General features: G+C 40.9%; 11 protein-coding genes. 5 read left to right on the forward strand and 6 right to left on the reverse strand.

The window, feature by feature from the left end; all coding sequences use genetic code 11:
- Nucleotides 1-39 precede the first annotated feature (39 nt).
- From RB215_RS16610 to RB215_RS16620, 3 genes are all read right to left on the reverse strand, one after another.
- Nucleotides 40-567 (reverse strand): response regulator transcription factor, encoded by a 528-nt coding sequence (locus RB215_RS16610; RefSeq protein ID WP_197107614.1) that lies wholly within the window; start codon nt 565-567, stop codon nt 40-42.
- On the reverse strand, nt 564-1,823 hold the full coding sequence (locus tag RB215_RS16615; RefSeq protein ID WP_197182876.1) for a HAMP domain-containing histidine kinase: 1,260 nt from the start codon (nt 1,821-1,823) through the stop codon (nt 564-566). The genes RB215_RS16610 and RB215_RS16615 overlap by 4 nt, the downstream gene beginning before the upstream one ends.
- A gap of 190 nt (nt 1,824-2,013) precedes the next feature.
- Complete coding sequence (locus RB215_RS16620; protein WP_089369193.1) at nt 2,014-3,321, reverse strand: amidohydrolase family protein; 1,308 nt, start codon at nt 3,319-3,321, stop codon at nt 2,014-2,016.
- 186 nt (nt 3,322-3,507) lie between these two features.
- Between RB215_RS16620 and RB215_RS16625 the strand changes: the two genes are divergently transcribed.
- Together RB215_RS16625 and RB215_RS16630 are read left to right on the forward strand one after the other, a co-directional pair.
- Nucleotides 3,508-4,587: a ketoacyl-ACP synthase III gene (locus RB215_RS16625; protein WP_011329933.1), complete on the forward strand. Its 1,080-nt coding sequence runs from the start codon at nt 3,508-3,510 to the stop codon at nt 4,585-4,587.
- An 87-nt stretch (nt 4,588-4,674) separates the two neighbouring features.
- On the forward strand, nt 4,675-5,061 hold the full coding sequence (locus RB215_RS16630; RefSeq protein WP_309217197.1) for a VOC family protein: 387 nt from the start codon (nt 4,675-4,677) through the stop codon (nt 5,059-5,061).
- 24 nt (nt 5,062-5,085) lie between these two features.
- Here RB215_RS16630 and RB215_RS16635 read toward each other — a convergent pair whose 3' ends face one another.
- Entirely contained in the window at nt 5,086-6,447 is a 1,362-nt protein-coding gene (locus RB215_RS16635) for a M17 family metallopeptidase (RefSeq protein WP_197107616.1), read from the reverse strand.
- A gap of 83 nt (nt 6,448-6,530) precedes the next feature.
- Complete coding sequence (locus RB215_RS16640) at nt 6,531-6,953, reverse strand: hypothetical protein (protein WP_041454912.1); 423 nt, start codon at nt 6,951-6,953, stop codon at nt 6,531-6,533.
- Between the two features lie 103 nt (nt 6,954-7,056).
- Here RB215_RS16640 and RB215_RS16645 point away from each other — a divergent pair, with 103 nt between their 5' ends.
- The 3 genes from RB215_RS16645 (at nt 7,057) to RB215_RS16655 (ending at nt 11,670) form a co-directional block, all read left to right on the forward strand.
- Nucleotides 7,057-7,218: an oxidoreductase-like domain-containing protein gene (locus RB215_RS16645; protein WP_080516836.1), complete on the forward strand. Its 162-nt coding sequence runs from the start codon at nt 7,057-7,059 to the stop codon at nt 7,216-7,218.
- A gap of 326 nt (nt 7,219-7,544) precedes the next feature.
- Nucleotides 7,545-10,127, forward strand: a complete 2,583-nt coding sequence (locus RB215_RS16650) for a TonB-dependent siderophore receptor (protein WP_011329929.1) — start codon at nt 7,545-7,547, stop codon at nt 10,125-10,127.
- A gap of 100 nt (nt 10,128-10,227) precedes the next feature.
- Nucleotides 10,228-11,670, forward strand: coding sequence for a sulfotransferase (locus RB215_RS16655; protein WP_182683675.1), 1,443 nt, complete (start codon nt 10,228-10,230; stop codon nt 11,668-11,670).
- Here RB215_RS16655 and RB215_RS16660 read toward each other — a convergent pair.
- A complete protein-coding gene (locus RB215_RS16660; RefSeq protein WP_309217198.1) occupies nt 11,639-12,547 on the reverse strand; it encodes an alpha/beta fold hydrolase in 909 nt (302 codons plus the stop codon). The two genes, RB215_RS16655 and RB215_RS16660, sit on opposite strands and share 32 nt — an antisense overlap.
- Nucleotides 12,548-12,576 lie beyond the last annotated feature (29 nt).

Below are 12,576 nucleotides of genomic sequence, written 5' to 3' on the forward strand. Positions count from 1 at the left end.
ATCGCTTTAGCTTAAAATTATATTTAATCACTAGCGTTATTAGTGCTGCACTGGCTTTTTTTGTAATTTGCGCTGTAATGTACGTCTATGCATATTAAGCTGCCTTGCGGTGCTCGACACATTACCATTATTACTGTGTAGCACTTGCTGAATATGCTCCCACTCTAAACGCTCTGGCGACATAACTGTGGTTGCAACATCTAAGCTTATTGCAGTATCGCGCTCTTGGTTAAGTGCTTTTAGTAAAGTTGCCATATCAACAGGTTTGGTAAGGTAGTCGTTGGCCCCTAAGCGCATTGCTTCAACTGCGGTGGCAATACTGGCAAAGCCCGTGAGCAATACAATATGCGCGTGTGTGAGCAAGCTGCGCAGTGGTTTTATTAACGCTAAGCCATTGTCGTTACCTAACTTCATATCTAACAAAATAGTAGCAGGTAAAAACCGCCTTGCACTAAGGAGTGCCTCACTTTGGTTATGCGCTATTTCGCAGTTAAAACCATATTTAGTTAGCCGCCTTGCCAAGGTACTAGCAAGGTTTATATCATCTTCAATAATTAATATTTTCATTCACTTTGCTCGCTAAAAACAGTTGCTAATTTAACTTTAGCAATTGCACCACACTGGGGGTGATTATATAAAGTTAGCGAGCCATTTAAACGCTCAAAGGTTACATTAGAAAGCAGCACAGCCAGCCCCATACCATGATCGCTAGGCATTAACTGTCCACCTAAATCGTTGAGTTGCGTTGCTGAAAAGCCATTCCCAAAGTCGCGAATAAGCAAGTAAACATATTCGCCGCAATGCTCCTCTTGCAGCCAAGTAAGCTCAAGCACATTTTGGTCTTGCTGCTGATTAGCGGTGGCTGCATTTTGGAGTAAATTTAAAATAGCAGGTAGCAACATAGCATCACTGTTTAATATAGCGGTATTAATGCCACCCGTTTGGTTTTCTATAATCCACTTTATTTGTTGATCGGGATATTGCAGTAATAGTGTATCGGTAATTTGCTGTTGTAATTGCGCCGTTGTAATGTGTTGTTGGGTGTTATTAAGGCGCAGCGCAGCAGAGAGCTTTCTAAAACTATCTAATTGTGTAGCGCATTGTTGTAGTGGAGTTTGCATTTGTTGCACTACAAGGTTATTTGGATGATCCTCTAATAACTCTTCAAATAGTAACTGTAAGTTAGCAATTGGTGTAGCAAGCTGATGCGTTATTTGCGCTGCTGCGCCATCCAGCGTTACTAACTGTTCACTGCGTAATTGTTGTTCGCGCACTTGAGCAATAGTGCGTTCGCGCTCTTTTAAGGCGCGGTTCATTGCACCAATCACTAACGCTATTACACTGGCACTCAAAACAAAGTTAATCCACATGCTAATAAAATGGCCGCTCATGTTCATTTGGTGCATGTTATGTTCGGGCATTTTAATCAGTAATACACTATACGCCGCAATGGCTAATACCGCGATATAAGCAAGCCCTTTGCCACTTAGCGTTACCGCTGCAATCATTATTGGCAGCAATAATAACGACACAAATGCATTGGTTGCGCCACCACTGAGTGATAACAAAATAGTTAAAAACAACACGTCGGCGGTTAATTGCATCAGCATGCCCAGCGGTTTTGCTTGGCTTACATTACGATAAGCCAGCACACTCATTAACTGAAACCCCGCTTCTAGGGCAATCACTAACAGTAAGGGCATTAATGCTATTTGATGATCTAATAAAAAGTACACTATAAGCACAGCAATAAGCTGCACAGCTATGGCACCACTGCGTAACATTAAAAGTCGGCTAATAGCCGGATCGGTGCGAATTAACAAAACACATGTTACCTAATTGAATTTTAAGAAAAGCTATTTTAATGCTTATGCAATACTTAGTCATCATTCATCGACATTGTAACTAGGTACAAAGTGAAGTATTAAAAGGCCACGGCACTGGGGTTAATAATTATTAAGCTCAATATTTATTGACCCCATATTAACCCCAGTGCCTTAACAGCAAGTGTGGCTATTGCTTATAAATTAGCCCTGCTTTCATTACAAACTGCACATTTTTAAGCTCTGCAATATTTTTTAGCGGCGAGGCATTAACACTAATAATGTCGGCTTGTTTACCCACACTCAAATCGCCTAATTGAGTATCTTGACCAAGCAGTTTAGCTGCACTCACGGTTGCCGATTTAATTGCCTGTGCTTCACTCATACCATTACTTACCAGTAAGCTAAACTCGTTAGCATTAAGGCCATGGCGCGATACGCCTGAGTCAGTGCCAAAGGCAATATTTACCTCATTTTTTAGCGCTAATTTAAACGATGCCTGCATTTTAGGTGTTACTTCGCGCACTTTATCTGCGATAGCAATTGGCATGTTTGGGTTACTAATTGCTTCTTCGCTCACTGTGGCACCAGCCAGCAAAGTAGGTACTAAGTAAGCTCCGGTTTTTTTAAACAGTGCTATAGCCTCTTTATCTAAATACGAGCCATGCTCTATTGAGTTTACACCCGCTTTAAGCGCGGCTTTTATGCCTTGCGTGCCATGTGCATGAGCAGCTACTTTACGCCCTAAATGATGCGCGGTATCTACAATTGCACTAAGCTCTGCGTCGCTTAATTGTTGATTAACGCCTGCGGCGGTATTACTTAATACACCACCGGTGGCGGTAATTTTTATAACATCGGCACCACTTTTAATCACTTCGCGCGTGGCTCTGCGGCAATCGTCTGCACCGTTACAAATACCTAATGATGCACCAACACCGTCACTTATATCTTTACGATAGCCATGTAAATCGGCGTGCCCACCAGTGGGCGATACTGTATTGCCTGCGGCAAAAATGCGCGGACCATTAATATCATTACGCTCAATGGCGCGCTTTAGCGGAAAAATAACCTGATAGTTACTGCCTAAGTCTCGCACTGAGGTAAAGCCTGCATTTAAAGTACGCTGTAAATATTTAATTGAACGCAGCGCGTTATCTGCTTCGTATTCGGTAGTCCAGCGATGCCTGCTAACATTGGCATCGCGCTCAAAAGTAACATGCACGTGCATGTCTATTAGCCCAGGCATTACAAAGTGATTTTTAAGGTCTATTACTTGCGCGCCGGGCAAACCCAGTGCATCTTTACTTACATAGCCGCTTTTAATTGCTGAAATTTTATCATCGGCTATTACCAGTGTTTGCTCAGTTTTAACCGTTTGCTCTGTACCTAGCATTACACTGCCTGCATAAATAATTTTATGTTGTTGTGCTAATGCCATATTTGTTGTTAACGCTAAAGTGATTGCAGTAAATGTAGTTATAAGTGTAGTTTTCATACTTGCTCCTTTTAAGCTCTACCTTTAACCCAATTAACTATAAATTGCTACATTTACGCTACAAAAACCCTTTTAATAAGCTATCATTTTTTATCTCCTTGGGTATTTACTAGTGTTAAAAGCCATTTTTTGGTATAACTTATTCATTAGTAATACATGTCAGACCACTTTTTAAGAGAACACACTATGCCTTACGCACACATCACTGGTTGGGGTAAATGCATTCCACCAGCAAGCATTAGTAACGACGAAATTAGCAAAATAGTGGATACCACAGACGAGTGGATAACATCACGAACAGGTATTAAATCTCGCAGAGTTAGCCATGTAAGTACTGCAGAGCTTGCTACTGTTGCGGCTAAGCATGCGATTGCTTGTGCCGGTATTGACGCTAAAGATATTGATTTAGTTATTTTAGCCACCTGTACGCCATCAACTATGGTGGCAAATACTGCGTCGTTAGTGCAAAAGAATATTGGCGCTGTGGGCGCTGCCGCTATGGACACTAACGCAGCTTGTTCAGGGTTTTTATATGCTCTACAAGCAGCAACAGCGCAAATACAAGCCGGTATGATTAAAAAAGCTGTGGTTATTGCTGCTGAGCGCATGACTTGGTATGTAAACTGGTCGCGCCGTGACAGTGCAGTATTATTTGGCGATGGCGCAGGTGCCGTAGTACTTGAAGCTGCCGATACACCTGCAGGTTTACTTGCAACTAAAACCGGTTGTGACAGTACAGATCGTGATATTTTACATATCGAAAACTTTGGTAGTGACTTAAATAAATATGAGCCGATTGGCCCATCTAATTTACTATTCGAAGGCCGTGAAATATTTAAGCGCGCTGTAAAAGGCATGAGTGAAGCATGCGACGACGTACTAGCCCAAGCAAATTTAAGCCTAGACGATATAAACGTATTAGTGCCGCATCAAGCTAACTTACGTATTATTCAGGCCATTCAGCACCGTTTAAAAGTGCCCGATGAAAAAGTAATGGTTAATATTGGCCAGTACGGTAATACATCGGCAGCGACAATTGCCATTGCACTTTGCGAGGCGGTGGAGCAAGGTTTAATTAAACCACACTCAAATATTATGTCGGCAGCCTTTGGCGCTGGCCTTACGTGGGCTGCTAGTTATATTAAATGGGGCGAGCGTGTAACACCTATTAGTGTAAGTGATGCACAACTTCCTCCTTGCGATAAAACCGGCTTAGAGTTAGTTGCTCCAGCGGTAAAAGCATGTAAAGAAGCAGAGCCAACCTAAATAGGCAGCTACTTATTGAAACGCACTTAATTGTGCGTTTTTTGTTTTTAGTGTTTGTATTTAATTACACAATTTAGAGAGCGCGTTATGAAACTACTTGGCATTCATCATGCCGCTATTATTTGCAGCGACTACCCTCGCGCTAAGCATTTTTATAGCAAAATATTAAAGCTTAAAATTATTAATGAGCACTTTAGGACCGCGCGAAATTCTTATAAATTAGACTTAGCTTTACCTGATGGCAGTCAAATTGAATTGTTTTCGTTTACTGGCGCACCAGAGCGCCCAAGTTACCCTGAAGCACAAGGGTTAAGGCATTTGGCATTTAAAGTAAGTGATGTGCACCTGGCTAAAGCGTATTTAGAGTCGCAAGGGGTTAGCGTAGAGGACATAAGAGAAGATGAAATAACCGGCAAAAAGTTTACTTTTTTTGCCGATCCAGATAATTTACCGCTTGAGTTGTATGAGGTTTAACACCTCATACTAAATACTCGATTATTAGTTAAAACGGTTTTGCAGGTAATTAAATACAGCACGAATACCTAACGCTTCTCCGCCTACTGGGCGACCTGGTAGAGCACGTAAGTTCCATGCCATTACATCAAAATGTACCCAAGGCGTAGTTGGCTCAATAAATTCTTTTAAATACAGTGCAGCGGTAATTGCACCGCCAAATGGGGTGCTTGCACAGTTTGCCATATCGGCAACATCACTGTTTAAAAATGACTTATATTGATCAAATAACGGCAGTTGCCATACCGGATCGCTTACACTCAACCCTGCGTCCATAATACTATTAGCAATAGTACGCTCAGTACAGAAAAACCCTGGTAGTTCAGTGCCCAAAGCAACTCGACACGCACCTGTTAAGGTAGCAAAGTCAATTATAAGCTCAGGCTCGTCGTTTTGGGCTTCGCTAAGCGCGTCACATAATACTAAACGTCCTTCGGCATCGGTATTGTCAATTTCAACCATAATGCCTTTACGGGTTTTTACTACATCGCCAGGGCGAAATGCGTTACGCGAAACCGCGTTTTCAACCGCAGGTACTAACACGCGTAATCTAATTGGTAAATTAGCAGCCATTATAAGCTGAGCAAGCGCAATAACATGCGCTGCGCCGCCCATGTCTTTTTTCATGTTACGCATACCGGCACTCGGTTTTAAGTCAAGCCCGCCTGAGTCAAAACATACACCTTTACCAACCAAAGTAATTAATGGTGCGTCTTTTGCGCCCCATTTTAAGTCGAGTAAACGCGGCTTATTTTCACTCGCACGGCCAACCATATGAATTGTTGGGTAGTTTTGCTCTAACAGCTCATCTCCAATCCACTGAGTAAAGTCTCCATCAAAGGTGTCGGCTAAATCACTCATGACTTGTGCTAAATGTTGCGGCATCATATCGGCAGCCGGGGTATTAACTAAATCGCGGGCTAAACCAATTGCGTCGGCTTGTTGTTTTATTTGCTCGTAAAGTGTTTTGTCAGCAATACCTAACTGCGCTTTTGCGGTGACTTTTTCTTTGTACTCACTAAATTCATAACCACCCAATACAAAGCCTAAAGCAAGCTGCTCTATTAGGTGTTTTTCACCTTGAATTTGATAACAACCTACCGGTAACTTGGTGGCTAAGTCGCCTGCAGCCCAAAAGTCATCACTGCTGCGTATTATGCAATAAACATGGTTAAGCTCACCCGTTTCAGGGTTTGGTACTAATGCTAGCCCTTGCTTTTCAAAACCACTATTTGCTAACCAGTTTTGTACAAATGTAGGTTGCTGCGTAAGCCAATCGGTTAATTCGTTTTTAAGGATAAAAGATAAAGGAATTCCAGAAGAAGTATGACGAAGTAATGCACTCATTAAATGACTCACAAAATATAAATGGTCACTAAGCATAACAATAAGGAGACGCAAAAGGTATCGCTAATTTTGCCAATTATAGATTACTTTTTTAATGAGTTTTGTGGGTCTTGTTTTTGATTTTCTTGAGCTATTTCACGATCAAGCTCTTTAACTGAACGATTCATATTGAAGGAGCTAGGCAAAACATCAACGCCAACTAAGCGGCCCAGTTTAACCACTAAGGGAATAGTTAAAGGCGCAAACGGTAATATGGCAAATACCCCTAAACCCAAACCCTTTAAAATATCTACAAATTGCTCGTTTGCACGCTTTAATTCGGCTTTATTTGTTTGCCCTTGTGTGTAGCGTTTATAAATTGAAAGCATTTCTTTTGTTTCTTGTCTTTCTTGCGCAAGCGCAATTTTAAGCGCAACCATAGCACGACGAAAACGCAATTGCTGGCGCTTGGAACTAATTTTAACAACCCGCCATGGTGCGCGGTGTATGACTTTATATAATCGCATTGGCGTATTCTCACACAGGGATTCAAGTTCACAAAGAATAATTTACATGCCAAGGTCAATACTTTATTATTTACAGCCTTTTTAGTATTTAAAAAATCTTAATATGCAATTAAATATACTACCTGCAGTCGCAAAACCAGAAAAACCTAAGCCGGACGAGTGCTGTGGTGGTGGAAGTTGTTGCCCATGCGTATGGGATGAATATAAACAGCAGCTCGCTATTTGGAAGCGTGAAAATGAGCAACACGCAATAACAATAAAGTAACAAAAACACTTAAACCCTCATTCAAACTCCCCTTAATTTAACCGTTTCCTTAATCAAACTGCGCATTACAAGCAGCACACACTGTATTGTTGCAATTTCATACAAAACACCCTCATTGTTAAATAATAGTTAATTAATAATTGCTCTACTTGTTTTTTCTCTATAGTCTATAAGCTGGACTCACAGGAAGTGGGCTTAATTTATTAAGCTTTAAGGAGTCAGCAAGTATTACCTTACTCCCCATGAAATGTGACTAGTCCGCTACAAAAATAACTCGTGTTACACAAACATGATTAACAAAACTATTCTAACTGGGGATATTTAGAATGAAATTAAAAAGTAATGTGCTAAACCAGGCAGTTAAATTTGCCTTAGCCACCACTACAGCCGGATTATTTATATCTGGCTCTGCTATTGCAGCCGACGCGCAAACAACAACCAAAGTTAATAAGAATCTAGAAAAAATTGCTGTTGTTGGTACACGCTCAGCACCTCGCTCTATTGGTGACTCACCAGTTCCTATTGATATTATTGGTGGTGAAGAGCTAAGCAAGTCAGGTAACACCGACATGCTAGAGCTATTAAAGGGCGCTATACCTTCATTAAACGTACACTCTATGCCAATTAGTGATGCAGCGTCATTAGTGCGCCCAGCTAACCTTAGGGGTTTACCATCAGACAGCACACTTATTTTATTAAATGGTAAACGCCGCCATCGCGCTTCTGTTATCGCCTTTTTAGGTGGTGGTATTAACGATGGTGCTCAAGGTGCCGATATTTCGGTTATTCCAAGTATTGCCCTTAAGCAAGTAGAAGTACTGCGTGACGGTGCTGCTGCACAATATGGCTCTGACGCTATTGCAGGGGTTATAAACTTTGTATTAAAAGATGCCTCTGAAGGGGGCTCTCTTGAAGTGCGTAAGGGCGAGTATTACGAAGGTGATGGCGACACCACTCAAGTTTCGGGCAATATTGGCCTTCCTTTTACCGACAATGGCTTTGCAAATTTAAGCTTTCAATATAAAACCGCAGATGCAACCAGCCGCTCAGTACAACGCTTTGATGCTAAAGCACTTAATGATGCAGGCGTACCCGACATAGCACCTATTACCCAAGTATGGGGCGCACCAGAAGTTAACGACGACATTTCAATTTTTGGTAATGTAGGTTTAGAGCTAACCAATAATTCAGAATTTTACATGTTTGGTAACTACTCTGAGCGCGATGTAAGAGGTGGTTTTTATTACCGTAACCCTCACACTCGCCCCGGTGCTTATTCAAACGATGGCGGCGATACTTTACTCGTTGGCGATTTAACCGGTGATATGAGTGGCAACTGCCCAACTATTGCCATTGATGATAACGTGCTTGATAATCCAGATTATATTAATGGGGTGGCAAATAACCCAGATTGTTTTGCATTTAATGAAATGCTGCCAGGTGGTTTTACACCAAACTTTGGCGGTAATATTACCGATGCGTCACTCACTATTGGTACTAAAGGTCAGTTTACTGATGGCTTTTTAAAGGATGTATATTACGATTTAAGTGGCACAGTTGGTTATAACGAATCTCGCTACTTTATTTACGACACGATTAATGCGTCTTTAGGCCCAGAAAGCCCACGTGACTTTAGCCCAGGTAAATACGAACAATTAGAGAAAAACTTTAACTTTGATCTATCCAAAGGTTTTGATTTTGGCCTAGCATACGATGTAAACATAGCATCAGGCCTAGAATGGCATGAAGAAACCTTTACTGTGATCTCTGGCGATGAAGCCTCGTTTATTGCAGGGCCACTTACCGATCAAGGTTTTGGTATTGGCTCAAATGGCTTTCCGGGTTTTAAACCCTCTGATGCTGGTGAATATAGCCGTCGTAACTACGCCGCTTATGTTGATATAGAAGCGCCCTTTACTGAAGAGTTTTTAATGGGCTTAGCCGTTCGTTTTGAAGATTACGATACCTTTGGCACAACTACTAACTACAAATTAATGGCTCAGTATCACTTAACTGAAGATTTAAATATTCGTGGTTCAATCAGCACAGGCTTTAGAGCGCCAACCGTTGGCCAAGCTAATGTGAGTAACGTACAAACAAACCTTAGTAGTGGTGTATTAGTAGATTCTGCATTATTACCACCTACTAACCCAATTGCGATACAACTTGGCGGGCAAGAATTAGAGCCTGAAGAATCACAAAGCTATACTTTTGGCGCTGTGTACACGCTAGGCGATTTATTTTTAACGGTAGATTATTACAACATTAAAGTTGATGAGCGCATTAGTCAATCTGATAAAATTGAACTTAGCCAAGCAGACAAAGACAAACTTACTGCCTCGGGCATTCCTAACGTACAAAACCTAGCACAGGTAAGCTTTTTTACTAATGACTTTGACACCACTACACAAGGTGTTGATTTAGTGGCTAACTACTCAACTGAGTTACTTAATGGCAGCTCAACATTTAGCTTAGCGTACAACTGGAATGAAACCGAAGTTACCCGCTCAACCATTATTACAGGGCCGTTTAAAGTAAGCCGTCTTGAGAATGACTTACCTAATCATCGTGCAACTCTAAGCTGGGCACAACAATGGGAAAGCTTCTCTGCGTTTACCCGCGTAAACTACTTTGGTGAATACCAAGGTGTGCATGTAGATTATGACGAAACAGCTAAAATGGCAGATGCTGCGGTTACCTTAGATGCTGAAATTACTTATTTTTTAAACGAATCAATGAGCTTTTCTGTAGGTGCACAAAACTTACTTGACCAAGAAGCTGAAAAACTTGATTTTAGTGGCGCTAGCGACTTTATCCCTAATAATAATTGGGGTGGTCAATACTACGAAACATCACCATTTGGTATTAACGGTGGTTATTATTACGTTAAAGCAACTTATACTTTTTAATCCTTATTGGTCATAAGGTAAAGGCGAAATGTGAAAGACATTTCGCCTTTTTCGCTGTATAGATAGTCAAGACAGAATCAACAGGAATGTTAAAGTTACAATGCTACTTAAAAAAGCGAATCAGTTACTGGCAGAAAACAAACTTAAAGATGCTGAGTTTTACTACAAAACAATACTTAAAGCCGATGCTGATAACGGCGAAGCCCTGTTTGGTTTAGGCCGAATTGCACTGCGCCTAGAGCGTAATGATGATGCTGTATATTTATTACAAAAAGCCTGTGAACGCCTGCCTTATATGCTTGAACCTCTACACGCACTTGCTGATGCATTTAATAATGTAAATTCACCAAATGATGCGCTAAAAGTGCTTGAGTACGCAAAAAACTTAGCCAGTAATAACCCCGACCCACATTACTATTTAGCCCAGCACTATTTAACGTATGGTGAGCTAGATAAAGCCCATACTACTTTTTCGCATGCACTGAGCTTAGGCGTTTACCCTGTTACAGCGTATATTTTGTTAGAGTTGGTACAATTGGGGCGTTTTGACAAAGAACATAACTACCTCAGTAACTTGCATCACTTGCTAACGCAAACTAATAATTTACGCCTTAAAATGGTGTGCTATTACGCTTTGGCAAAAAGTTACGACAAACTAGAGGATACTGATCAGGCGTTTAACTACTTTGTATTAGCTAACCAATTACAACGAAAACTAAGCGAATTTGATACCCAAGTTCTTACTGCTTTTTACGACGACATAATAAAATACAATACAGCTGCTCTTTTAAGCTCAGCGAATAAAAGTGTTAAAGGTGGCATTACCCCCTTATTCATAATTGGCATGCCACGCAGCGGCTCAACCCTACTTGAACAAATGTTGGTAAATCATAGCCAGTGCTCAAGCATGGGTGAAAGTATTAGTATAAGTAGTAATGTGATGGCTTTTTTAGAACAAAAAACCGGTTTTAGCTATCCACACTGTTTAGATCATTTAACACATGAGTTAATTAATAAGGCCCGCGACCTTTATATAGCAAAATTAAAAACAGCAAGCCCTTCTCGTCCCTTTGTTATTAATAAACTGCCAAGCAACTATCAAGCTATTGGGCTTATTTATATGCTATTTCCAAATGCAAAATTTATCAATTTAACCCGCGATTTTAATGCCACGGCATTTTCGGTATTTAGTAATTATTTTGCCGAAAACGAGCCTTACTTTTGCTCGTTAACCGAGTTTAAGCAATACCATAGCTTGTACGAAAAGTTAATGGCGCATTGGCAGGCGTTTCCGGCACTGCAAATATATAACCTAAGTTATGAGCAATTAGTAACGGACCCCAAAGGCCAACTCACTGCACTACTTAGGTTTATAGGTTGCTCGTTTGAAGAAAATTGCTTGGCATTTTATAAACAAAAAATCGCGGTTACCACACTCAGCAAACACGCTATACGTGAACCGGTTAATCTGCACAATGTTGATAAGTGGCAACGCTACAAAACGCCATTACTTAAGCTTTTGGCGCAGTCGCAAACCAATTAAGTACATCTTTAAACTGCTCATTGCGCGCATGCGGATGGGTTAACATATTAATATGGTCGTAATCTATTTTATGGCCATAACGACGTCCATAAATTTGCATTTTTTGTACCCCAGGACCCGACTCTTCCATAAACTTTTGAATATCTATTGGTTGTGCGAGGGCTTTATCTTTTGCGCCTGCAATATGCAGCGTTGGTGGCAAGGTTAATTGTGCAACGGCTTTAGCGTAATCAAAGTTATCGTCACTGTCTATCCAAGGTGTTTTTTTAGCCCACTGCATACTTTGCCAATGCGACTTTTGTGTTTCATCGTCACTGCCCCACTTTAAGCGTCTAGCCGGTAAGTACCCATGCTTTTTAGCCATTAACGGCGCCATAAAATACCAAATGAAATTAGCTTGAAGTAACTTTTTAGGGTGATTATTAAATAACGAACGCTTAGTGCCAAAGTAAGCACAGGCTTTTACGTCGTTAATATAATTTGGGAATCGTGCAAATGCGCTATTCATTAACACTCCACCCCAAGAGTGAGCCAGCCAATAATCTGGTTTTTTCCCCTCTAACTGCTCTATTTTATCTATAAATGCAGGAATATCTTCTAAAATAGCTTCGGTTTGACCATACCGAGCATGCTTGTCTATAACCGGTTTACTTTCACCACGACCACGTAAATCAGCCACATAACACACAAACCCTTGCTCGGCTAAAAAAGGCGCTAAGCCTTTGTTGCTATGGGTATAAAATATTTTACCGTTTTCTACCGCGCCATGCATAAAAAACGCCACTGCGCCATTTGGCTTATCGCTACTAATACGACGTAAATGCAGTGTTTGCTGATCGGCTAATGTTATAAATACTGATTGCTGAGTGATTGCCACAGTGAGTCCTTTTTAATTGCTAACAGCTC

The sequence above is a fragment of the Pseudoalteromonas sp. HL-AS2 genome (assembly GCF_031198805.1).
Lineage (GTDB): Bacteria > Pseudomonadota > Gammaproteobacteria > Enterobacterales > Alteromonadaceae > Pseudoalteromonas > Pseudoalteromonas nigrifaciens.

What these genes read in the sequence shown, in the direction of transcription:
- RB215_RS16610 (WP_197107614.1), bottom strand. Translation starts at nt 567, where the DNA reads ATGAAAATATTAATTATTGAAGATGATATAAACCTTGCTAGTACCTTG.
- RB215_RS16620 (WP_089369193.1), bottom strand. Translation starts at nt 3,321, where the DNA reads ATGAAAACTACACTTATAACTACATTTACTGCAATCACTTTAGCGTTA.
- RB215_RS16625 (WP_011329933.1), top strand. Translation starts at nt 3,508, where the DNA reads ATGCCTTACGCACACATCACTGGTTGGGGTAAATGCATTCCACCAGCA.
- RB215_RS16630 (WP_309217197.1), top strand. Translation starts at nt 4,675, where the DNA reads ATGAAACTACTTGGCATTCATCATGCCGCTATTATTTGCAGCGACTAC.
- RB215_RS16635 (WP_197107616.1), bottom strand. Translation starts at nt 6,447, where the DNA reads ATGAGTGCATTACTTCGTCATACTTCTTCTGGAATTCCTTTATCTTTT.
- RB215_RS16640 (WP_041454912.1), bottom strand. Translation starts at nt 6,953, where the DNA reads ATGCGATTATATAAAGTCATACACCGCGCACCATGGCGGGTTGTTAAA.
- RB215_RS16645 (WP_080516836.1), top strand. Translation starts at nt 7,057, where the DNA reads ATGCAATTAAATATACTACCTGCAGTCGCAAAACCAGAAAAACCTAAG.
- RB215_RS16650 (WP_011329929.1), top strand. Translation starts at nt 7,545, where the DNA reads ATGAAATTAAAAAGTAATGTGCTAAACCAGGCAGTTAAATTTGCCTTA.
- RB215_RS16655 (WP_182683675.1), top strand. Translation starts at nt 10,228, where the DNA reads ATGCTACTTAAAAAAGCGAATCAGTTACTGGCAGAAAACAAACTTAAA.